Source organism: Micromonospora sp. WMMB482 (assembly GCF_019038635.1).
Classification (GTDB): domain Bacteria; phylum Actinomycetota; class Actinomycetes; order Mycobacteriales; family Micromonosporaceae; genus Micromonospora; species Micromonospora marina.
Map to the genome: position 1 here is coordinate 3,994,443 of NZ_JAHOPD010000020.1, position 21,036 is coordinate 4,015,478.

Here is a 21,036-nt window from a genome sequence, read left to right on the forward strand (position 1 = left end):
GATGGCCGGCGTGCCCCTGCGCCGGTCGGGAGGAGCGTGGCGGATGGACCGCAGACGGATGACAGCCATCGGCGTACTGGTGGCGGCGGCCGGATTGACGGCGGCGGTGACCGTACCGTCGTTCGCCGGTGAGGAACCCCGGCGGGCCGCCCCGGCGGCCGGCGGCGTCGCCCCGGAGGTCCTTGATGCGATGGGCCGCGACCTGGCGCTGACCCGTGACCAGGCGGTCGCGCGGCTGCGGACCGAGCGGTGGGCGGCCGGCACCGTCACCCGACTGCGCGGGGAACTCGGCGCCGGTTACGGCGGCAGCTGGCTCAGCGAGGACGGCGCCACGCTCACCGTGGCGGTGGCCGACCCGGCCGGCGAGGCGCGGGTACGGGCCGCGGGCGCGGTCCCGAAGCGGGTCTCCCGGGGCGTCGCCGAGCTGGACGCGGTGAAGACCCGGCTGGACGCGGCGGGCGCCGAGGCCAGCCCGGACGTGGCCGGCTGGTACGTCGACGTGGCCGGCAACGCGGTGGTCGTGATCGCCCGGCCGGGCGCGGAGGCCGACGGCCGCCGGTTCGCCGCCGCCGCGGGGTCGAAGGCCGGGATGGTCCGGGTACGTACCGCCGACGAGGCCCCGCGCCCGCTGTTCGACGTGCGGGGCGGCGACGCCTACCTGATCAACAACGCGGGCCGCTGCTCGGTCGGCTTCTCCGTGGTCGGCGGGTTCGTCACGGCCGGGCACTGCGGCCGGCCGGGGGACCGCACCACCGGATCGAACCGGGTCGCCCAGGGCACGTTCGCCGCCTCCTCGTTCCCCGGTGACGACTGGGCGTTCGTGCGGGTGAACGCCGACTGGACGCCGCAGGGTGTGATCACCGACTTCGCCGACGGCGGCACGGTGGCGGTGAACGGCTCCACCGAGGCGCCGGTCGGCGCGTCGATCTGCCGGTCCGGCTCCACCACGGGCACCCGCTGCGGCCTGATCCAGGCGAAGAACGCCACAGTCAACTACGCCGAGGGGACCGTCACCGGGCTGACCCGTACGAACGTCTGAGCCGAGCCGGGTGACTCCGGCGGCGCGTGGCTCTCCGGCGACCAGGCGCAGGGCGTCACCTCCGGTGGCTCCGGCGACTGCACCCGGGGCGGCACCACGTTCTTCCAGCCGGTCAACGAGATCCTCCAGCGCAACAACCTGACGCTCGTCACCGCCGGTGACCAGCCCGCGCCCACCCAGCCACCGGCCGGCGGCGGCGAGACCACGCCGCCGGTGACCGCCGAGCCCACCCCGCCGGCCGACGGCACCGAGTGCTCCGGCCAGGTGAGCCGGACCGGCCGGATCGCTGCCGGACGGACCCAGGTCCAGCCGGACGGGCGCTTCTACCGGGTGCCCGACGGCACTCAGGAGGCCTGCCTGTCCGCGCCGGACGGCGCGAGGGTGGTGCTGGAGCTGCAACGCTTCACCGGCGGCGCGTTCCGCACCGTGGCCCGCGCGGTCACCGCCGCCGGCACGGCCCGGCTGACCGCCGAGACCCAGGCCGGCGCCTACCGGTACCGCGTCGTCGGGCTGTCCGGCTCCGGCGAGTACACGCTGGCGTTCTCCGCCCGCTGACCGCCGCCCCCGGTCCGCGGCCCCCGACCACCACCGCCCGGTGGTCGGGGCCGCGCCGCGTCCGCGGCACCGTCGATCGGTGCGGCGGTTCAGGGCAGCGCGGCGACCGCTTCGGCGTACGCGGCGCCGGTGCGGATCGCGGCGGCCATCAGCACCGCGAGCTGCGCCGGGGCCACCCCGCAGGACAGGTCGGTGGAGACGCCCGCGGCCAGCACGAGCGTCCCGTCGCCGGGCTCGTGCACGTACGCGGCGGGCAGCAGCCGGTCGTGGTTCCAGGCGTTGCAGAACGCGTACACCTCGGCGCGCCGCCCGACCGGCAGCCGCCGCTCCGCCACCACCCGGGCGTGCAGCACGTCGCCGTGCCGGCCGAGGAGGCGGAACTGGATCGTGGCCTCGCCCCACCGCCCGGCGAGTGTGCCGTCCGCCTCCACCGTGTACGGCTCGCCCCGGGCTTCGAGCGCGGCGGCGAGCAGCGCCGCGTCCAGCGGTGCCGGTTCCTCCGGCCCGGGCGGCCCGGGCTCGGCCGGATCGGCGTCCGGCTCCTCGTCGAACTCGCTCTCGGCGGCCAGCGGCACCGGCGCGGCCAGCGGCCGCTCGGCCAGCCAGGAGGCGATCCGGCCGGACTGGTGCCCGGTGCCGTTGCGGGCGTCGAAGCTGCCGGCGAGCGCTGTCGCCAGCGCCTGCAACTGCGTACCGAGCGTCGCCACGTCCACCTCGGCCGCGGGCCGGGAGCCGTGCCCGGGGCGGTGGATGCGCCGCCCACCCAACCCGGCCTCGGTGGACAGGCCGCACAGCAGCGCGCCCGCGGCGGCGAACTCCATCGCGGACAGGTCGTCGGCCGGGCGGTCCAGCTCGGGCAGTTGCTCGGTCAGGATCTCCAGCCCGCGGTGCAGGTAGCCGCCCAGCGCGCAGAAGCGCAGGTGCGCGGCGAGCAGCGGGAACGCCGTCCGTTCACTGCGGTGCCGGCGGTACGCGTGCACGTGCGCCCGGGCCGCCCGGGTCACCGCGCCGGTACGCAGCCACGGCAACAGCCCCACGGCGAGCGCCCGTTCGGGCTGGTCGGTGCAGGCCGTCGCGCCGGCCTCGGCCGCCTGCCGTTCCCCTCGCCGGGTGGGTGGCGCCTGCGGCTCGGTCCAGCCGGTCAGCGCCGGTGCCAGCGCCGCCAGTGCCGCGTCCGGCTCGCCCCAGCCGGCCAGCAGGTCGGCCCGCCGCGCCGGGGCGCACCCCGGACAGCCGCCCACCGGGTCCGTCGCGTCCGCCGCCGACCAGCGTTCGTACCCGCGCCGGGCGGCCGGCTCGTCGCCGAGGTGGTCGGCGAGCCGGCAGCGCAGCTCCGCCACCGGCGTCGCGTCCTCGCCCAGCTCGGCGGCGAGCGCGTCCAACAGGGACCGGGCCTGGTCCAGGCCCACCCGGGGCGTGCCGAACGACGCCTCCACCGCCTGCCGCTGGTGGCGGCGCAGCCGGGTCAGCTCGTCCGGGCGGGCGTCCAGCAGCCCGGGGTGCCGGGCCAGCGTGGCACGCATCCGCCGGACCGGCTCCACCGCACGCCACCGCTCACCCCGGTGCAGGTACGCCTCGACCAGCGCGAACCGCGCCGACAGGGCGGTACGAGGGTCGCCGGTGGCGTCCGCCCGGGACGCGATCCGCTCCAGCTCGGCGCAGCGCTCCGCGCCGTCGGGCCGGTCCCGGGCGTCAGCGAGCGCGGCGGCGAGCCCCCGGTCGCGTGCCGTGGTCACCGGAGCGTCCCGCCGGCCAGCTCGTCGACGGCGGCGGCGAGCTGGCAGCCGGTGGTCACGCCGCAGTCGACGAGCCGGTCGAGCTGGTGCGGCGTCACCCCGCGTTCCAGGTCGGTGGTGACCTCGCCGCACACCTGGGCCGACCCGTCGTCGGCGACGTGCACGTACGCCTTCGGCCAGAGCCGGTCGTGGTTCCACCTGTTGCAGAAGGCGTGCAGCTCGGGCACGCGCTCGATGCCGAAGTGGTGCGCGACGACTGTGCGTACCTGGAGCAGTTCACCGGCCGCGCCCCGGCGGTGGAACCAGATCAGGTTCCGCTCCCAGCGGCCCACCAGCGCGCCGTCGGGTTCCTCGGCCACCGCGTACCCCCGGTGGCCGAGCACGGCGGCGATCAGCTCACCGGTCAGCGGGCGCAGCTCCTGCGGGTGTCCGGCCAGCGGACCGTCCGGACCGTCCTCGATCTCCGGCGACGCCATCGGGCATCCCTTCTGAGGCGAATAACACAAACGACGGTCCGACCCGTGCTGCGACGCGCGGACACGACCCGGAAAAGCGGCGATCCACCGGGTGCCGCCGTTACCGTGACTCTATGGCGGGCCGTACCTCTCAGGCGAGCCGGCGGCGCGGCGCGTCGCCGCGTGGCACCACGAACAACCGCGCCCGGCAACCGGCGAAGAAGGCGGCGGCGCGGAAACCGGCGCGGCGGCGCCCGGCCGCCGGGCCGAGCCCTGCCGCGTTCGTCGGCCGGGCGGCCGGCGCCGTCTGGATGGGACTGGCCCACACTGTCGGCTGGACGTTCCGGGCGGCCGGGCGGCAGGCGGCGTCCACCCGGGAGCTGGATCCGGAGCACCGCCGCGACGGCGCCGGGCTGCTGCTGTTCGGCCTGGCCATCCTCAGCGCGGTGGGCATCTGGGGCGGCGGGGCCGGGCCGGTGGGCCGGCACCTGGCCGACACCGTGCGCCTGTTCATCGGCGCCATTTCGATAATCCTTCCGGTGCTGTTCATGGTCGGCGCGTGGCGGCTCATGCGGACCCCGGCCGACCCGGAGCACCGCGGTCGCGGCCTGGTCGGCTGGGGCTCGATGATGCTGGCCACCGCCGCGATGCTGCACATCGGGCAGAACCCGGTCGACGAGGTCCAGCGTGACTTCGCCGGCGGCCTGATCGGCGCGGGCGTGGGCGACCTGCTGAAGTCGGCGGTGACCGCCTGGGTGGCCATGCCGCTGCTGCTCCTGCTGCTGGTGTTCGGCCTGCTGGTGGTCACCGCGACGCCGATCAACAAGATCCCGGAGCGGCTCGGCCTGCGCGCCGACCAGGCCGGGGCGGACGCCGACGAGGAGTTCGCCGAGGACGAGGCGCCGGCGAAGCCGGCCCGCAAGCGGCCGGCGAAGCGGATGCCGCCGCCGCTGGAGCCGCTGGACCCGGACGACGAGCTCGCAGGCGTCGACCTCCAGGAGACCCTGGTGCTGCCGCGCAAGCCGCCGAAGGTGCCGGCGAACCGCAAGCCGGTCGAGCCGCCGGAGCACTCGCCGCTGCCCACCCGCGCCGAGCAGCTCGCGCTCACCGGGCTCGCCGGCGACTACACGCTGCCACCGGCCAACCTGCTCGGCAGCGGCGCCAAGCCGAAGAGCCGCAGCAAGGCCAACGACGAGGTGATCGCCGCGCTCACAGGCGTCTTCGAGCAGTTCGACGTGGACGCCGCCGTCACCGGCTTCACCCGCGGCCCGACCGTCACCCGGTACGAGGTGGAGCTGGGCCCGGGCGTCAAGGTCGAGCGGATCACCCAGCTCTCCCGCAACATCGCGTACGCGGTGAAGTCGCCGGACGTGCGCATCCTCAGCCCGATCCCGGGCAAGAGCGCGGTCGGCGTGGAGATCCCGAACACCGACCCGGAGAACGTGTCGCTCGGCGACGTGCTGCGCTCCCGCGAGGCGACGAGCGACCACCACCCGATGGTGGTGGCGCTCGGCAAGGACATCGAGGGCGGCTATGTGGTGGCCAATCTCGCGAAGATGCCGCACATCCTGATCGCGGGCGCCACCGGCGCGGGCAAGTCGAGTTGCCTGAACAGTCTGCTCGTGTCCATCTTGACCAGAGCCACGCCGGACGAGGTGCGGTTGCTGCTGATCGACCCGAAGCGGGTCGAGATGACCGGCTACGAGGGCATCCCGCACCTGGTCACGCCGATCGTGACCAACCCGAAGAAGGCGGCCGACTCGCTGGAGTGGGTCGTCCGCGAGATGGACATGCGCTACGACGACCTCGCCGCCAACGGGGTCCGGCACATCGACGACTTCAACCGCAAGGTGCGCAACGGCGAGATCAAGGCGCCGCCGGGCAGCGAGCGGGAGATGCGGCCGTACCCGTACCTGCTGGTGATCGTGGACGAGCTGGCCGACCTGATGATGGTCGCGCCGCGCGACGTGGAGGACTCCATCGTCCGGATCACCCAGCTCGCCCGGGCCGCCGGCATCCACCTGGTCCTCGCCACCCAGCGCCCCTCCGTCGACGTGGTCACCGGCCTGATCAAGGCGAACGTGCCGTCCCGGCTCGCGTTCGCCACGTCCTCGCTCGCCGACTCCCGGGTCATCCTGGACCAGCCCGGCGCGGAGAAGCTGCTCGGCCGCGGCGACGGCCTGTTCCTGCCGATGGGCGCGTCGAAGCCGCAGCGCATCCAGGGCGCCTGGGTGACCGAGCGCGAGATCGCCGACGTGGTGAAGTTCTGCAAGGACCAGCGCGAGCCGGAGTTCCGCCCGGACGTGCTCACCCCGGCGCAGGACAGCAAGAAGAAGATCGACGAGGACATCGGCGACGACCTGGATCTGCTCGTGCAGGCGGTCGAGCTGGTGGTCACCTCGCAGTTCGGGTCGACCTCGATGCTCCAGCGCAAGCTGCGGGTCGGCTTCGCCAAGGCGGGCCGCCTGATGGACCTGATGGAGACCCGGGGCGTGGTCGGCCCGTCCGAGGGCTCCAAGGCCCGCGACGTGCTGGTCAAGCCGGACGAGCTGGAGGAGGTCCTGGCCGGCCTGCGCGGCGACGGGGACTGACGGCCCGGCAACGGACGACGGCGGCCCCACCCGAGGGTGGTGGCCGCCGTCGGCGGTTCCGGATCAGTTCAGCAGCGAGGCGACGAGCACGGCGCCGATCACCGCGCCGACCACGCTCGCGGCGGCGGCGTACCAGCCCAGCGGCTTGTCGCCGAGGACGGCGCCGACGATGCCGAGGATCAGGCCGAGAACCCCGAAGATCAGCGGGGACAGGAAGATCGCGAGGGCGGCGAAGACGAACGCGATGATCGTGCAGATCCGGGCGGCGTTGCTGCGCGGACGGGCGCTGGCGTGGATGTCGGCCATGGGGTTCCTCCGTGTGTGATCTCGCTACCGGTCAACGGAAGATCCGGTACCCCGGGGGCCGTACCGTCCAAACCGGATGGGGCATCGATCAGGCGAACAACTTCAGCCCGATCACGCCTGCGACCACCAGCAGCAGGCAGGCCACGCGCGGCAGGTTGACCGGCTCGCCGAGCGCGAGCATGCCGACCAGCGCGGTACCGACCGCGCCGATGCCGACCCACACCGCGTAGCCGGTGCCGACCGGGATGTCGCGCAGCGCGTACGCCAGGCCGGCCATGCTGCCGACGAGCGTGACGGCGAAGACGGCGGAGGGGAGCGGACGGGTGAAGCCGGCGCTGCGGTCCAGCGCGATCGCCCACGCGGTCTCCAGGAGTCCGGAGATCACCAGCACGATCCAGGCCATGGGTATCACCTCTGACGGGCGGGCCCGGCGCGGGAGCGGGCCGGGCGACGGTTAGGTCACGCGGGGCGTCTTGGCCTGACCGGGTACGCCCACCACTCGTCCGGGACGGCCCGCGGGCCGTCGTGGCCGACGGTAGCACCGCCCCGGCCGGGCCGTCGGCGAGGTGAGAAAGCCCACCACGGGTGGAGTTGACGTCAACTTCAAGTTGCAGGATGGATGCCATGACCCTGCTCTTCTCCGACGACGACGTCGCGGCCGCCGTGGACGCCCCGCTCACCGTCGCGGCCATGCGGGACGCGCTGCTGGCCGCGCACGCCGGGCGGCTCGTCGCCCCGCCCCGGGCGTCCGCGCCGCTGGGCGGGGGCCGGATGGTGCTCACCGCCGGGCACCTCACCGGGCAGTGGTACGGCTTCCGCTCGTACGACACGTTCGGCCACCCGGAGAGCGGTCAGCTCGTCGTGCTGCACGACGCGACCACCGGCGCGGTACGCGCCATCGCCGTCGGCGAGGAACTCGGCTCCCGGCGTACCGGAGGACTCGGTGGCGTGGCGGTGGACGCCCTGGCCCGTGCGGACGCCACCACCCTCGGCGTGGTGGGGTCCGGGCGGCAGGCGTGGACCCAGGTGTGGGCCGCGGCGGCGGTCCGGCCGCTGCGCGAGGTGACCGTGTACAGCCGCTCGGCGGCCCGGCGGGAGGCGTTCGCCGCGCGGGTCCGCGCCGAGCTGGGCGTGCCGGCCCGCGCCGTCGGCTCGGCCGCCGCCGCGGTACGCGACCGCGATGTCGTCGTGCTCGCCACCACCAGCACCGTCCCGGTCCTCGACGCCGCCGACCTGGCCCCCGGCACCCACGTCAACACGGTCGGCTTCAAGCAGGCCGACCGGCACGAGTTCGGCACCGACCTGCTCGACGCCGCCGACCTGCTGGTCACCGACTCACCCGGGCAGGCCGCCGCGTACGTCCCGCCGATGCTCGCCGCCGTCGAGCCGTACGCCGGGCGGTTGCGCGACCTGGGCGCGGTGCTGGCCGGCGCGGTCCCCGGCCGGACCGGCGCGGACCAGATCTCGGTCTTCTGCTCCACCGGCCTGGCCGGTACCGAGGTGTTCCTCCTCGACCGGCTGGCCCGCACCCCGGCGCACTCACGTCTGGGGCGGTGAGAGGGGAACCCTTCTCTACCGCAGGCGTTAACAAGGGGCCCTTCCTTGCACCTGTACCCTCGGATGGTGTCTGCCTCCTCCTCCACCCCGCGATCCGACGGGCGCCGCGTCGCCCTGCTGACCCTCGGCTGCGCCCGCAACGAGGTCGACTCGGAGGAGCTGGCCGCCCGGCTGCACGCCGACGGATGGCAGGTCACCACCGACGGTGAGGGTGCCGACGTGGTGGTGGTGAACACCTGCGGGTTCGTCGAGAAGGCCAAGCAGGACTCGATCCAGACGCTGCTGGCCGCGGCCGACACCGGGGCCAAGGTGGTCGCCGCCGGATGCATGGCGGAGCGGTACGGCCGTGAGCTTGCCGACAGTCTCCCCGAGGCGCAGGCGGTGCTCAGCTTCGACGACTACCCGGACATCGCCTCCCGGCTCGACTCGGTGCTGGCGGGCGAGGCGATCGGTGCGCACACCCCCCGCGACCGGCGGGAGCTGCTGCCGCTGACCCCGGTGCAGCGCCGCGACGCGGCGGTGTCGCTACCCGGGCACGGCACCCCGGCCCGGGTCGCCCCGGAGACCGACGCGCACACCCCGGCGCACCTGCGGCAGGTGCTCCGGCACCGGCTCGACACCGGCCCGGTGGCCTCGCTGAAGCTCGCCAGTGGCTGTGACCGGCGCTGCGCCTTCTGCGCCATCCCGGCGTTCCGCGGCGCGTTCGTCTCGCGTACCCCGGACGAGCTGCTCGCCGAGGCCGAGTGGCTGGCCAAGACCGGCGTCCGCGAGCTGGTGCTGGTCAGCGAGAACTCCACCTCGTACGGCAAGGACCTGGGCGACCCCCGCGCGCTGGAGAAGCTGCTGCCGCAGCTCGCCGCGATCGACGGGATCGTGCGGGTGCGGGCCAGCTACCTCCAGCCCGCCGAGACCCGGCCCGGCCTGGTCGAGGTGATCGCCACCACGCCGGGTGTCGCCGCGTACTTCGACCTGTCGTTCCAGCACTCCAGCGAGCCGGTGCTGCGCCGGATGCGGCGCTTCGGCTCCACCGACCGGTTCCTGGAGCTGCTGGCGTCGGCCCGCGCGCTGGCGCCGGACGCCGGCGCGCGCAGCAACTTCATCGTCGGCTTCCCCGGCGAGACGAAGCAGGACGTGGCCGAGCTGGTCCGGTTCCTCACCGAGGCCCGGCTGGACGCGATCGGCATGTTCGACTACAGCGACGAGGACGGCACCGAGGCCGCGGGGCTGACCGGCAAGGTCTCCGCCGCCACTGTGAAGCGGCGGTACGACAAGCTCAGCGCGCTGGCCGACGAACTCTGCTCGCAGCGCGCCGAGGAGCGCCTCGGCGCGACGGTGGAGGTGCTCGTGGACTCGACCGCCGACGGTGTGGTGGAGGGGCGGGCCGCCCACCAGGCGCCCGAGGTCGACGGCTCGACCACGCTCGTCGCGCCCGTCGGCGGCGGCGTGGATCTGGCCGCGCTGCGCCCCGGCGACCTGGTCCGGGCCACGGTCACCGCGACCGAGGGCGTGGACCTGATCGCCGTGCCGGATGAGATGATCTCGGCGGCGCCCGGCGCGGTACGGTGACGGCGGGCCCTGATGGAGCGGGGAAGCCACGTGGGGCGATGCGGGACATGACGGGAGCTGAGTCGACGGCGGCTGCCCCCGTACCGCTGCTCAACGCGGCGAACCTGCTCACCGCCGCCCGCCTGGTGCTGGTGCCGGTCTTCGTGGCCACCGTGGTCGCCTCCGGCATGAGCCACGCGGGCTGGCGTACGGCCGCCTGCGTGATCTTCGTGGTGGCCTCCGCGACCGACCTGGTCGACGGCTGGATCGCCCGCCGGTACGAACTCGTCACCTCGCTGGGCAAGGTCGCCGACCCGATCGCCGACAAGGCGCTCACCGGCGCCGCCCTGGTGCTGCTCTCCTTCTACGACCGGCTGCCCTGGTGGGTGACTGTGGTGATCCTGGCCCGCGAGTTGGGCATCACCGCGCTTCGCTTCTGGGTGATCCGGCACGGCGTGATCGCGGCCAGCCGGGGCGGCAAGGTCAAGACGGCGCTGCAGATCCTGGCCATCACCTGGTACCTCTGGCCGATGCCGGAGGCGCTCGCCGCGATCGGGCCGTGGATCATGGGAGCGGCCGTCGTGGTCACCGTGGTCACCGGGTTCGACTACATCGCCCAGGCGTTGCGGCTGCGCCGTCCGGCCCGTTGAGCCGGTCGGCGGGTCCGGCGATCCGGTCGGCGGGTCCGGCGATGCGGTCGGCCGACGCGTAAGCCGGCGCGGTGCGGGAAATGGGGGCGGGCATGGACACCGACGCGAGAGACCACCGGCCCGCCGGCAGCCCGGCGGCTGCCGTGGTGCACCGGCTGCACGAGTGCGGCGAGACGCTGGCCACCGTCGAGTCGCTGACCGGCGGCCTGCTCGCCGCCGCGATCGTGGAGATCGCCGGGGTCAGTTCGATCTACCGGGGCGGCATGGTGGTCTACGCCACCGAACTCAAGGCGACGCTGGCCGGAGTACCGGAGGATCTGCTGGCCGACCGCGGCCCGGTCGACCCGGACGTGGCGGCGGCGCTGGCCGAGGGCGGACGGCAGCGGTGCGGCGCGGACTGGGGCCTGGCCACCACCGGTGTGGCCGGGCCGGAGCCGCAGGGCGACAAGCCGGTCGGCCTGGTCTACGTGGCGGTCGCCGGGCCGGACGGCACACAGGTGCGCCGGCTCGACCTCGACGGCGGTCGCGACCACATCCGCTCGGCCGCGGTGATCGAGGCGCTGCGCCTGCTCGCCGACCGCATCCGGCTTCCCGAGGACGCCGACGCCGCCGAGGCGGCGGGCGCCGGCCACCGGTGAGCCGGCGTCCCGCCGACACGCCCGGCGGCGGGACCGCCGGACCGGCCGATCCGCCCGGATTTCCGAGGCGGGGTGGGATGTCGTCGTGGCGACCAACGGGTACGGTTGCGGGAAGGCTCCGGCGGTCGCCGTCGGCGCCGGAGCGGTCCGCCGCGTCCGGCGCGACGCGGACGGCCGGGGATGGTGGTCCCGCTCAGGGGGAGGTGCGATGGTCCTGCTACGCCGGGTGATCGGTGACGCGCTGCGAGCACGCAGGCAGGGGCAGCACCGCACCCTCCGCGAGGTCTCCTCCGCCGCCAACGTCAGCCTCGGCTACCTCTCCGAGATCGAACGCGGCCAGAAGGAACCCTCCAGCGAGCTGCTGGCCGCGATCTGCGACGCGCTCGGCGCCCGCCTGTCCGAGCTGCTGCGCGAGGTGAGCGACACGGTCGCCCTGGCCGAGCAGATGCCCGGCGTGCTGGTGCCGGTGGCCGACGAGCCGGCCCCGGTGGCCCCGGCCGCCGTGCGCAAGGCGACGAACAGGGGTGTCCGGCAGGTCACCTCCGACGGCGGCGTCGCCGTCCAGGTCCGGCAGGACTCGCCGCTCAAGGCCACGCTGCGCAGCACCCGCGTACGCCCCGCCGAGCGGGATGTGGTCTGCGCCGCCTGACCCGGCCCGTCGCGTCATGGGCAACGCTGGCGTCCGCGTCGTACTGTTGATCAGGAGCGTACGGGTGCCGGAGTGGCGTCCGGCTGGGACGATGTAGACGCGACGCTACTGAGGGGACGAGGCGGAGATGGCTAACCCGTTCGTCAAGGGTTGGAAGTACCTGATGGCGCTCTTCGGCGCCAAGATCGACGAGCACGCCGATCCGAAGGTGCAGATCCAGCAGGCCGTCGAGGAGGCGCAGCGCCAGCACCAGGCGCTGGTCCAGCAGGCGGCGGCGGTGATCGGCAACCAGCGCCAGCTGGAGATGAAGCTGTCCCGGCAGATGACCGAGGTGGAACAGCTCCAGGGCAACGCGCGGCAGGCGCTCGCAGTGGCCGACCAGGCCCGTGGCAAGGGCGACGAGGTCGAGGCCGGTCGCTACGAGCAGACCGCCCAGATGCTGGCCACCCAGCTGGTCTCCGCCGAGCAGGCACTGGAAGACCTCAAGACGCTGCACGACCAGGCGCTCGGAGCGGCCGCGCAGGCCCGTAAGGCGGTCGAGAACAACTCGATGATCCTCCAGCAGAAGCTGGCCGAGCGCACCAAGCTGCTCAGCCAGCTGGAGCAGGCCAAGATGCAGGAGAGCGTGGCCCGCTCGCTGGAGTCGATGTCGTCGCTCACCGCGCCCGCCAACACCCCCTCGCTGGACGAGGTCCGTGACCGGATCGAACGCCGCTACGCCACCGCCATGGGCCGGGCCGAACTGGCCGGCAACTCGGTCGAGGGCCGGATGCTGGAGGTCCAGAAGGCCACTCTCGACTCGGCCGGTTCGGCGAGACTGGAGCAGATCCGGTCGAGCATGGCCGGCGAGCAGCTCGGCAGCCGGTCCGAGACCCCCGCCGTGGGGCAGCCGGCCGACCCGGCCGCCGCCGCCCGGCTCGACGAGATCCGGGCCAGCATGAGCCGGGAACGCGGCACCGGGGAGACCACGACCGGCTGACGGAGGGGCGGACACGATGGCGGACGAACGGGCCCGGCACTTCCGCAGGCTGCGCAGGCTCCGTAACTCGGCGCGACGGTGGAGCGTGCTGGCCGGAGGGCTCGGCGGTGCCGCCGCGGTGCTGACCCCGTACGCCGGACTGGGCCTGGCGGACGCGGCCTGGGCCGGCGCCGCGGGCAGCGCGATCGCGGTGGCCGCCTGGCGCTGGGTCGACCACCGCGCGCTGGCCGCCGTTCCGCCCCCGCCCGCCCTGGACCCGGCCGAGGCCGCCGCCCGCTCCCGCGCCCGGCTGGTCGCCGCCGTCGAGCGGCTGCCAGTCGGCCCGGGCGTCGTGGCCGAGGTACGCCGGGTCCGCTCCCGCCTCGCGCTACGCGGCACCGCCGCGGCCGAGCCGTGGGCCCGGCTGGACCGGGCCGCGCTCACCCTGGCCGGGCTGGCCGGGCGGCTGACCGGGCTGGCCGAGCCGGCGGTCCGGGAGGCGGCCGAAGCGGACCGGTCCCTGCGCGAGCTGGCGACCCGGCTCGCGGGCGTGGAGCGCGCGGCGAGGCTGACCCCGCAGAGCCCGCTGAACGAGGTGCACGCCACGCTCGTGGCCCAGTTGGAGGACGGGGTGGCCGCCTACGAGCGGCTGGTGGTGGCCGCCGCCGGTTACGTGGCCGAGGACGCCCGCCCGAACACCGAGCACCCGGCCGCCGCGCGCCTGACCGAGGCCACCGACCTGCTGCACGGCGTAGCCTCCGCCCTGGCCGAACTCCGCACCCCCCTCCGCGCCCCCTGACGGTCCCCCGTCCCGCCTCACCCCGTCGGCGGGGAGAGGGCGGCGCCGACCTGGCCGGAGCGATCATGAGGTTGGCGGGGATGTTGATCTCCGAAACTGCCGCTAACTTCATGATCAACGGGGAGGGAGGGAAAGGGGGAGGGCGCGGGGGTGGAGGGGTCAGGTGGGGGTTGTGGTGCGGGTTGGGGGGGTCCAGGGGGAGGTGCCTACGACGTTTGTGGCTCGTACCCGGTAGTGGTAGGTGGCGCCGCGGGCCAGGCCGGTATTCGTGAAGCCGCGGCCCGTTACGTGGAACGTCACCGGTTCCCGGGTGAAGGCGGCGTCGGTGGCGCGCTGCACGATGAACCCGGCACCCGGCCCGGCCGGCGTCGGCGCCGACCAGCTCACCGTCACGGTGGCGGTGTCCGGCCCGGACACGCTCGCGGTGACGCTCACCTCGGTGGGCGCGACCGGCCGGGCCGGGGTGGTCACGGTGGCCACCGTCGACCAGGGGGAGGCGGCCCCCAGGTACGTCGTGCGCACCCGGTAGTAGTACGTGGTGTCCGGCGTGACGGCCGGGTCCACGTGGACCTCGCCCACGGCGATGGCAGTGGTGCCCGGACCGCTGGTGAACGTCGGGTTCGTGGCGCGCTGCACGTCCACCCCGGTGGCGAAGGAATGGTTGGCCCAGCGCAGCGCCACCCGCAGCGGCGCGGTCGGCGGCAGCACCGCGGTGAGCCGGTCCGGCGCGGCCAGGTGCACCGCCGCCGGTACGGCGTTGGACCAGGACGAGCAGCTCACCGCGTTCTCGGCCCGGATCCGGTAGTGGTAGGTGACGCCGGGAGTGACAGTGGCGTCGGTGTACCGGGTGGCGGTCGCGGCCACAGTGATCTCGGTCAGCCCGTTGGTGAAGGCACTGTCGGTGGCGCGTTGCAGCCGGTGGCTGGTCGGTACGGGACGGCTGCCGTTGCCGGTCCAGGTCAGCGCGATGGCGGGGAGCGCGGTGGCGCTGCCCGGCGCCGGGGTGGCGGTGAGCCCGGTCGGCGCCCTGGGCGCCACGCGCAGCACCAGCGGACGGCTCATGCCCTGGTCGCGCAGTCCGGCCGAGCGGGTCTGCCAGCGGTACTCCCAGCCGAGGTTGACAAGCTGGTTGACCACGACGGCAGGGCGGCCGTCGACCGGACAGACCGGACCGGCGTCCAGCCGTGCGCCGGCCGGACGGGCCGGGTCGAGCAGCCGGACGCTGTCGCCGATCTTGAACGGCAGGGCGGGCGGGACGGGACGCAGCGCCACCACCACGTCCTCCCGGGGGTTGACCCGGACCGTGTCCTTCCAGCCCAGCTCGCCCGGGTCCGGCGGGCGGACCGTGCCGTCCCAGCCGACCCGGTTGACCAGTTGCACGTCGCAGCCCTCGATGTGGACCGGGTGGGTACGCGGGGCGTCGCCGACGATCCGCCAGAGCTGCGTGCCGTCGCCGGGCGCGCCGACCGCCACAGCCGGGTCGGTGGCGTGCAGCACCTCGGTGGCCGGGTCGGCCGGCCCCAGCGGCAGGGTGGCCGGGGCGAGCGGCCCGCCGACCGGGTGGCCGACGCCGAGCCGTCCCACCGCGCGGCCGTGCCGGGCCTCGAACACCTGCCCGACCGACTTCACGGCCAGCGGCAGCGTGACCGGGGCGGTCGCGCCGGCCGGGGTGAACGTGACGGAGACGGCCCGCGCGGGGATGAGGGTGGGGCGCGGGGTGGAGGTGCCGATCGCGGCGTCGTACGCGGGTTGCGGCACGATCGGCGGCGGCTGGCTGCGCGCGTACGCCCCTGGTAGCCGGTCGGCGAGCCGCCGCGTGTCGTACGGTTCGGCCGGGGTGCCGGTGACCCGGATCTGGAGCAGGGTACGGGTGTTCGGGCCGTACCCCGGGCGGGTCGGCGGCAGGCCCCCGGCGCCGGTCCGGTCCGGCGCGCCGGTGTGGTGGTCGTAGCGCGTGTCGAACCGGGGCAGCGGCGCGGGGCAGTCGTTGTAGAGGATGAGCGTGCTGCCCGGCGGCACAGTGGACAAGTCCACCACCACGTCGGCCCGTTCGCCGGGGGCGAGCAGCAGCGCGTGCCCGTCCACGTTGAGCACCGTCGGGTCCAGCCTGTCGTACCGGTAGTCCACCGGCCGGTTGGTCAGCACCACCGGGGCGGGGAGCAGGCCGCCCTCGTTGCCGATCTGGATCATCTCGGGTCCGGCGGCGGCCGGGTCGGGCACCCCGCCGTCGCGTCCGTCCACCGGCCAGTACGCGGGTCGTCCCGGCGCGCGTACCGCCTCGACCATCGGCACCTCACCGGCGTCCGGGTCGGACGGGCTGCCGTCCTCGGACCACATCGGCGCGTCGGAGGCGGCCCGGTAGAGCTGGAGGTTGAGCGCGCGGTCCGCGCAGGCGTTGAGGATCCGGAACCGGTACGCCCGCGGCGCGACCTCCAGGTACGGGTAGGCCACGCCGTTCACCAGCGGGGTGTCGCCGTACGCGTCGGGCACCGCCGACGGGTGCGGCACGCCCGGTACCAGCGGCGGCTCGTCGGGGTCGGTGTCGGGGTCGTGGTGGGGGTTCGGCACCGGCGCGACCCACGGGCTGTGGCCGCCGTCCGGGTCGTGGGTCCACGGCCCGTAGTCCCAGCGCCCGGTCGGGTTGGTGCCGGTGAGCCGGTACGGGTTCTGCCGCGGCTGGTAGACGTGCGGGTGCCACAGGCTGCCCTTCGCGCCCCAGCGGTCCCGGTCCCAGGTGGGGTCCTGGGCGGCGAGCTGCGTGTCGTCGGGGACGAACGTCTTGTCCTCGATCACCAGCGGGAGCTGGTCGGCGGGCAGCACGCCGTCGTCGACGAGCCGTTCCTCGGCCGGGTCGGTGAGCAGGTAGAGCGCGATCTGCCCGGAGTAGACGGTGAGCCGGGACAGGCCGAGCGTGTTGTCGTGCAGCCACATGAGCCGGCCGCTCTGGTCGTTCGGGAAGTACAGCGTGGTGGCCCCCGCTCCGGGCGGCGGCATGTCCGGCACCGGCGTCACGCCCACACCGACCGGGTACGGGGTGATCTCACCGGCCGGGGTCACCCACTGCCACGGGTTGCCGGCGCTGATCCACCCGGTCTGCGCGCCGGACAGGTGCGGCACGGCCCGGTTCTGCGGGTACGGCGCGGGACCGTCCAGCGGCCCGGTTCCGGCGCCGTCGACAGTCTCGTCGACCGGCAGGAACAGCTCGCCGGCCCGTCCGGTGGGGAGCTGGTTGATGAACTTGATCCGCACCGGGCGGCCCCGCCGGGCCACGATCATCGGGCCGAGGTGCCAGGGGCGGCCGGGCGGGCTGACCGTGTTGTGCCCGGACGCGTCGGTGCCCAGGTTGAGCTGGCGGTAGCCGCGCAGCCGGGTGGCCGGCAGGTCGCGGTGCAGGCGTTGCGCGTACTCCTGGAGGCCGATCTCGTAGTAGTCGCAGCCCGGCCAGGTGATGGTGTCGGGGACGGCGACGGGCAGGCGCGCGCCGACCCCGGCGGTGGCGGGTTGCCCTGGTAGCGGCAGCGGGTCGACGAACTTACGGATGCCGGTGCCGGGTACCGGGTGGCCGTCCGGGTCGAGTGTGGGCAGCGGGCTGGCGGCGGTGTTCGGCACCGGGCCGAACAGGCGCGGGACGGCGGCCGGGTCCAGGCTCGCCGGCGCCGGGCTGTGCTCGTCGCCGCCGTCCCGGGCGGCCGGAACGGCGGCTGCGACGGAACCGGCAGGCGCGGCTTCCTCGGCGGCGATGGCGGCGATGGCGGCGCGGTCCGGGCGTCCGGGCCGGCTGCGGCGGAACAGCACCATGGCTCTCCCCGGGTCGGGGCGCGCCGGCCGACACCCCGGCGTGGCGGGCGTACGCGCTACTGACGATCCGTGAGCGGTCCACCGCAGCATGCGACGTCACAGGGGTGAGGCGGAAGTACCCAATCGTCCCTATCTCGGCCGATCTTGGGCGTTTCGTGGAAGTTCCACGCCGGGTTGGCATGCCGGGCACCAGTACGTGACCCGTTCGCCCAGCTCCTCCTTGCGGATGGCGGTCCCGCAGCGGCGGCACGGCTGGGCCCGGCGGCCGTAGACGTAGCTGGTCCCGCCCCGGTGCAGCACCCCCGTGGTGCTCTGCGTCCAGCGGCCCCGGTTGGCCGCCAGCAGCCGCTGGGCCAGCGTGACGGTGCCGGGCAGGTCCGGCACCGCGCCCACCGGCGTCCACGGCGACAGGCCGCGCAGGAACAGCACCTCGCACTTGTAGAGGTTGCCCACCCCGGCCAGGTTGCGCTGGTCGAGCAGCGCCTCGCCGATGGTGCGCTCAGGGTCGGCCGCCAGCCGGCGGACCGCCTCGCCGGCGTCCCAGTCCGGGCCGAGCAGGTCCGGACCGAGGTGGCCGACGAGCGACTCCTCCTCGGCGGTCGGCACCAGCGCCAGCTCGTGCAGGTGATAGCCGACAGCGACCGCGGCGGGGGAGCGCAGCACCGCACGGATCAGGTGTGCCGGCCGTCCGCTCCAGCGCTCACCCGGGGCGTACGCCCGCCAGGCACCGTCCATCCGCAGGTGCGAGTGCAGCGTCCAGGGAGCGGCGTCGGTGCGGGTCAGGCGCAGCAGCAGGTGCTTGCCCCGGCTGGCCGACTCACGCACGGTCCAGCCGGTCAGGTCGGTGGCGGCGAGCTGCGGCACGCGGAAGTCGGACCCGGTGAGCCGGGCCCCGGCGAGCGCGCGTTGCAGGACGCGCGCGGTGTTCCAGACGGTGTCGCCTTCGGGCACCCGGCCATTGTCCCCCGTCCGAGCGGAATTCGCATGTGTCGCTATTTGTACTGAGGTTCCACTTGATCTGCGGAAACGACACGATCAGGGGGTTCTGAGGAGAATGCTGATGGCCCATTCACGACGTCGTACCGTCGTCGCCCTGACCGCCCTGCTCACCGTGGCCGCCGGACTGCCCGGCACACCCGCGCCGGCCGCGCCCCCGCCAGCCGCCCTACCGTCCCGCGCCGCCGCGCCCGGCCCCGAACGCTGGTCCGTCGACCTCGCCGTCGCCGACGGCGACGACGTCAACGTCGCCTGGCGGTCCGGCCGCCTGCGGCTCGCCGACCCCCGGCCCACCGCGCGCACCCGCCCGGCCGCCGTCGGCGGACCGGTCGCCGAGGGCATCCTGATCTCCGCGCCGCGCACCCTGGACCGGCCCGCGACCCGGGTACGCGCACAGTTCGCCGCCCGCACCGGCGACGGAGGTACGGCGGTGGCCCAGGTACGCGGCTGGCGGGCCCGCGGCTGGACCGAGTGGCGCGACGCCACCGAGGCGGTCTTCGACGCACCGGTCACCCGGGTCCAGGCCCGCGTCGTGCTCACCACCAGCGACGCCGCGTCGGAGGCCACCGTCACCGGCCTGACCCTGGCCGCCGACCGGGTCGCCACCACAGCGGTCCAGCCGGCCGCCGCGCTCAAGTACCGGGTGTACGCGACCCGGATCGGCCTGGTCGGCGGCACCACCGCCAACGGGCACACGGTGCGTACCCGGGACCACTTCGCGGCGCTGCCCACCCGGCGCGGCCTGTCCCCGCGCGGCACCGGCGACTACACGGTCAAGGTCTGCACGACGAACGGCAGCCGCTGCGAGTACGCCCCGGTGTGGGACGTCGGCCCGTGGAACACCCGGGACGACTGGTGGAACCCGGCGTCGGTCCGGGAGAACTGGAAGGACCTGCCGCGCGGGTTGCCGGAGGCGCAGGCGGCGTACCAGAACGGCTACAACGGCGGGCGCGACCAGTTCGGCCGTACCGTGCGCAACCCGGCCGGGCTGGACCTGGCCGACGGGACGTTCTGGGACGGGCTGCGGCTCACCGACAACGCGTGGGTGGACGTGACGCTGCTGTGGACCGGTGGCGGGGCGCGGGCCGTGGTCGGCTCCGGGCCGCTGAACCTGCGCGCCGGGGCGAGCACCTCGTACGCGAGCCGGGGCCTGGCCGCCACGTACGCCCACGTGCCGGTGCAGTGCTACGTGACCGGGCAACGGATCGCCGGTACGTACCGCACCACGACGAGGTGGTACCGCCTGGTCGGCGGCAACTACGTCAGCCACGCGTACCTGTCCTCGATCTACGGCGGCACGGTCCCGCGCTGCTGACGGCACCGTCCTCCCTCTCTCGTCCCTCCTCCGCGATCTTGCAGTTTCGGCCCTGCCTCGGCGGCATTCGCCCGTTGTGCCGGGGCACCAAGTGCAAGATCGCGGGAGGGAGGGGGAGGGGGAGGGGGAGGGGTCAGGGGCGGGTGATGGTTATGACCTTGCCTGGGGTGGCTCGGAGGGTGTCGGCGGCTCGGCCGGTGTTCACCGCTATGGCGACCTGGGCGGCCGAGTCGACGTAGACCACCAGGGTGCCGGGTTCGGCGTCGCCGAACGTGCGGCCGTGCACCGCCTCGTGGCCGTTCACCAGCACCCGGGACGGCAGGCCGTCGAGCAGCGCGCCCGGCGCGGCGAGCTGGACGTTGCCGAAGTGGTCGACGGTCAGCACCTCGGCGCTGAGGCCGCCGGGCTCGGCACGCACCACCGGTTCCGGCAGCCGGACCAGCGCGCCCGGGTCGACGGGCGGTCCGGCCCCGGCCAGCGGCGCGCCGAGCGCCAGCCGGGCGGCCACCGGCGCGAACACGTCCCGCCCGTGGAACGTGCGGGACACGACCGGGCCGAGCCAGTCCGGGTTGGTCAGCTCCACCGCGTCGGTCACCCCGCCGAGCGCCTCCGCGGCCGGGACCAGAAGCCCGTTGTCCGGCCCGACCAGCAGCCCGCCGGACGCGGCGAGCGCGATCCCGCGCCGCGCGGTGCCGACACCCGGATCGACCACCGCGACGTGCACGCCCCACGGCAGGTACGGCACTGTCTGCGCGAGCACCGCCGCGCCCCGGCGCACGTCGGCCGGTGGGATCAGGTGCGTCACATCGATCACCCGGACAGCCGGGGCGAGCCGGGCCAGCACCCCGTGGCACGCCGCCACGAACCCGTCGGCCAGGCCGTAGTCGGTGGTCAGTGAGACACACCGAGGGTTGCCGCTCACCGGTTGCCCGCCCCGGTCAGGTGCCGCGCCAGGCGCAGCTCGTCGTGCAGCGGGATCCCGTCCGCGCCGACGTGCGGGATCGTCGGCTTGACCGCGCGGGCCCGGTCCGCCGCGCCCGCGTCCACCGCGACGATCCGCAGTCCCCGGCGCTGGTAGAAGCGCAGCGCGCCCAGGTTGTCGTTGGTGGTGACCAGCCAGATCCGGTCCGCCCCGGCAGCGACGGCCACCTCGTCGGCGGCAGTCAGCAGGGCGGTGCCCGCGCCGTTGCCGGATGCCGACGCGGCCAGGCTCACCACTTCCAGCCCGTCGGCGTCGACCCGGTACACCAGCGCCCCGGCGAACGCGCCGTCGTCGTCGACCGCCACCAGTGCGGGCAGGTCCCGCAGGTCGTAGCGGGTGTCGTGGACCACCACGATCGGCCCGCCCCACTCCCGCTCGTGCAACGCCGTCAGCGCGTCGCGGTCCCCGTCGCGCGCCTGTCGTACCCGAATCGAGGCCACCGGCACACCCTACGTTCCCGCTCCCGG

General features: G+C 74.9%; 17 protein-coding genes, 1 pseudogene and 1 riboswitch. Of the genes and pseudogenes, 10 read left to right on the forward strand and 8 right to left on the reverse strand.

Annotated elements, in window-relative coordinates:
* Positions 1-43 precede the first annotated feature (43 nt).
* Positions 44-1,594, forward strand: a pseudogene (locus KSK32_RS34995) (S1 family peptidase).
* 89 nt (positions 1,595-1,683) lie between these two features.
* On the opposite strand, the gene KSK32_RS20035 reads toward KSK32_RS34995, so the two are convergent.
* Complete coding sequence (locus tag KSK32_RS20035) at positions 1,684-3,330, reverse strand: YbjN domain-containing protein (protein ID WP_216932580.1); 1,647 nt, start codon at positions 3,328-3,330, stop codon at positions 1,684-1,686.
* The gene (locus KSK32_RS20040) at positions 3,327-3,806 is read right to left on the reverse strand and encodes a YbjN domain-containing protein (protein WP_216932581.1); all 480 of its coding nucleotides are present in this window, start codon (positions 3,804-3,806) and stop codon (positions 3,327-3,329) included. Before KSK32_RS20040 ends, KSK32_RS20035 begins: the two co-directional genes overlap by 4 nt.
* 113 nt (positions 3,807-3,919) lie before the next feature.
* Here KSK32_RS20040 and KSK32_RS20045 point away from each other — a divergent pair, with 113 nt between their 5' ends.
* A complete protein-coding gene (locus KSK32_RS20045) occupies positions 3,920-6,376 on the forward strand; it encodes a DNA translocase FtsK (protein ID WP_216932582.1) in 2,457 nt (818 codons plus the stop codon).
* Between the two features lie 63 nt (positions 6,377-6,439).
* On the opposite strand, the gene KSK32_RS20050 is transcribed toward KSK32_RS20045, so the two are convergent.
* Together KSK32_RS20050 and KSK32_RS20055 are read right to left on the reverse strand one after the other, a co-directional pair.
* Positions 6,440-6,682: a hypothetical protein gene (locus KSK32_RS20050; RefSeq protein WP_216932583.1), complete on the reverse strand. Its 243-nt coding sequence runs from the start codon at positions 6,680-6,682 to the stop codon at positions 6,440-6,442.
* Between the two features lie 88 nt (positions 6,683-6,770).
* On the reverse strand, positions 6,771-7,085 hold the full coding sequence (locus tag KSK32_RS20055; RefSeq protein ID WP_013284696.1) for a multidrug efflux SMR transporter: 315 nt from the start codon (positions 7,083-7,085) through the stop codon (positions 6,771-6,773).
* Positions 7,086-7,144: 59 nt separating this feature from the next.
* Positions 7,145-7,210: riboswitch (guanidine-III (ykkC-III) riboswitch) on the reverse strand.
* A 96-nt stretch (positions 7,211-7,306) separates the two neighbouring features.
* Between KSK32_RS20055 and KSK32_RS20060 the strand changes: the two genes are divergently transcribed.
* The 7 genes from KSK32_RS20060 to KSK32_RS20090 all read left to right on the forward strand — a co-directional run bounded on the left by KSK32_RS20060 (position 7,307) and on the right by KSK32_RS20090 (position 13,478).
* Positions 7,307-8,239, forward strand: a complete 933-nt coding sequence (locus tag KSK32_RS20060; protein WP_216932584.1) for an ornithine cyclodeaminase family protein — start codon at positions 7,307-7,309, stop codon at positions 8,237-8,239.
* A gap of 63 nt (positions 8,240-8,302) precedes the next feature.
* Positions 8,303-9,805 carry a 30S ribosomal protein S12 methylthiotransferase RimO gene (rimO, locus tag KSK32_RS20065; RefSeq protein ID WP_216932585.1) on the forward strand — a complete coding sequence of 501 codons (1,503 nt, stop codon included), beginning with the start codon at positions 8,303-8,305 and terminating at the stop codon, positions 9,803-9,805.
* A 47-nt stretch (positions 9,806-9,852) separates the two neighbouring features.
* Positions 9,853-10,434, forward strand: coding sequence for a CDP-diacylglycerol--glycerol-3-phosphate 3-phosphatidyltransferase (pgsA, locus tag KSK32_RS20070; RefSeq protein WP_216932586.1), 582 nt, complete (start codon positions 9,853-9,855; stop codon positions 10,432-10,434).
* An 80-nt stretch (positions 10,435-10,514) separates the two neighbouring features.
* Positions 10,515-11,072: a CinA family protein gene (locus KSK32_RS20075; RefSeq protein WP_216936239.1), complete on the forward strand. Its 558-nt coding sequence runs from the start codon at positions 10,515-10,517 to the stop codon at positions 11,070-11,072.
* 208 nt (positions 11,073-11,280) lie between these two features.
* The gene (locus tag KSK32_RS20080) at positions 11,281-11,721 is read left to right on the forward strand and encodes a helix-turn-helix domain-containing protein (protein WP_121684125.1); all 441 of its coding nucleotides are present in this window, start codon (positions 11,281-11,283) and stop codon (positions 11,719-11,721) included.
* 127 nt (positions 11,722-11,848) lie between these two features.
* Positions 11,849-12,700 carry a PspA/IM30 family protein gene (locus tag KSK32_RS20085; RefSeq protein ID WP_216932587.1) on the forward strand — a complete coding sequence of 284 codons (852 nt, stop codon included), beginning with the start codon at positions 11,849-11,851 and terminating at the stop codon, positions 12,698-12,700.
* A gap of 16 nt (positions 12,701-12,716) precedes the next feature.
* Positions 12,717-13,478 carry a hypothetical protein gene (locus tag KSK32_RS20090; RefSeq protein WP_216932588.1) on the forward strand — a complete coding sequence of 254 codons (762 nt, stop codon included), beginning with the start codon at positions 12,717-12,719 and terminating at the stop codon, positions 13,476-13,478.
* A gap of 159 nt (positions 13,479-13,637) precedes the next feature.
* Here the strand turns inward: KSK32_RS20090 and KSK32_RS20095 are convergent, their stop codons facing one another.
* Entirely contained in the window at positions 13,638-17,366 is a 3,729-nt protein-coding gene (locus tag KSK32_RS20095; RefSeq protein WP_216932589.1) for a fibronectin type III domain-containing protein, read from the reverse strand.
* 39 nt (positions 17,367-17,405) lie between these two features.
* On the reverse strand, positions 17,406-18,227 hold the full coding sequence (locus tag KSK32_RS20100; RefSeq protein ID WP_216932590.1) for a DNA-formamidopyrimidine glycosylase family protein: 822 nt from the start codon (positions 18,225-18,227) through the stop codon (positions 17,406-17,408).
* A gap of 109 nt (positions 18,228-18,336) precedes the next feature.
* Between KSK32_RS20100 and KSK32_RS20105 the strand changes: the two genes are divergently transcribed.
* Complete coding sequence (locus KSK32_RS20105) at positions 18,337-19,587, forward strand: hypothetical protein (protein WP_216932591.1); 1,251 nt, start codon at positions 18,337-18,339, stop codon at positions 19,585-19,587.
* A 133-nt stretch (positions 19,588-19,720) separates the two neighbouring features.
* On the opposite strand, the gene KSK32_RS20110 is transcribed toward KSK32_RS20105, so the two are convergent.
* Both KSK32_RS20110 and KSK32_RS20115 read right to left on the reverse strand, forming a co-directional pair.
* Positions 19,721-20,509 (reverse strand): S-adenosyl-l-methionine hydroxide adenosyltransferase family protein, encoded by a 789-nt coding sequence (locus tag KSK32_RS20110; protein ID WP_216932592.1) that lies wholly within the window; start codon positions 20,507-20,509, stop codon positions 19,721-19,723.
* A complete protein-coding gene (locus tag KSK32_RS20115) occupies positions 20,506-21,009 on the reverse strand; it encodes a GNAT family N-acetyltransferase (protein WP_216932593.1) in 504 nt (167 codons plus the stop codon). The genes KSK32_RS20110 and KSK32_RS20115 overlap by 4 nt, the downstream gene beginning before the upstream one ends.
* Positions 21,010-21,036 lie beyond the last annotated feature (27 nt).

What these genes read in the sequence shown, in the direction of transcription:
- KSK32_RS20040 (WP_216932581.1), bottom strand. Translation starts at nt 3,806, where the DNA reads ATGGCGTCGCCGGAGATCGAGGACGGTCCGGACGGTCCGCTGGCCGGA.
- KSK32_RS20045 (WP_216932582.1), top strand. Translation starts at nt 3,920, where the DNA reads ATGGCGGGCCGTACCTCTCAGGCGAGCCGGCGGCGCGGCGCGTCGCCG.
- KSK32_RS20050 (WP_216932583.1), bottom strand. Translation starts at nt 6,682, where the DNA reads ATGGCCGACATCCACGCCAGCGCCCGTCCGCGCAGCAACGCCGCCCGG.
- KSK32_RS20055 (WP_013284696.1), bottom strand. Translation starts at nt 7,085, where the DNA reads ATGGCCTGGATCGTGCTGGTGATCTCCGGACTCCTGGAGACCGCGTGG.
- KSK32_RS20060 (WP_216932584.1), top strand. Translation starts at nt 7,307, where the DNA reads ATGACCCTGCTCTTCTCCGACGACGACGTCGCGGCCGCCGTGGACGCC.
- rimO (WP_216932585.1), top strand. Translation starts at nt 8,303, where the DNA reads ATGGTGTCTGCCTCCTCCTCCACCCCGCGATCCGACGGGCGCCGCGTC.
- pgsA (WP_216932586.1), top strand. Translation starts at nt 9,853, where the DNA reads ATGACGGGAGCTGAGTCGACGGCGGCTGCCCCCGTACCGCTGCTCAAC.
- KSK32_RS20075 (WP_216936239.1), top strand. Translation starts at nt 10,515, where the DNA reads ATGGGGGCGGGCATGGACACCGACGCGAGAGACCACCGGCCCGCCGGC.
- KSK32_RS20080 (WP_121684125.1), top strand. Translation starts at nt 11,281, where the DNA reads ATGGTCCTGCTACGCCGGGTGATCGGTGACGCGCTGCGAGCACGCAGG.
- KSK32_RS20085 (WP_216932587.1), top strand. Translation starts at nt 11,849, where the DNA reads ATGGCTAACCCGTTCGTCAAGGGTTGGAAGTACCTGATGGCGCTCTTC.
- KSK32_RS20090 (WP_216932588.1), top strand. Translation starts at nt 12,717, where the DNA reads ATGGCGGACGAACGGGCCCGGCACTTCCGCAGGCTGCGCAGGCTCCGT.
- KSK32_RS20095 (WP_216932589.1), bottom strand. Translation starts at nt 17,366, where the DNA reads ATGCTGCGGTGGACCGCTCACGGATCGTCAGTAGCGCGTACGCCCGCC.
- KSK32_RS20105 (WP_216932591.1), top strand. Translation starts at nt 18,337, where the DNA reads ATGGCCCATTCACGACGTCGTACCGTCGTCGCCCTGACCGCCCTGCTC.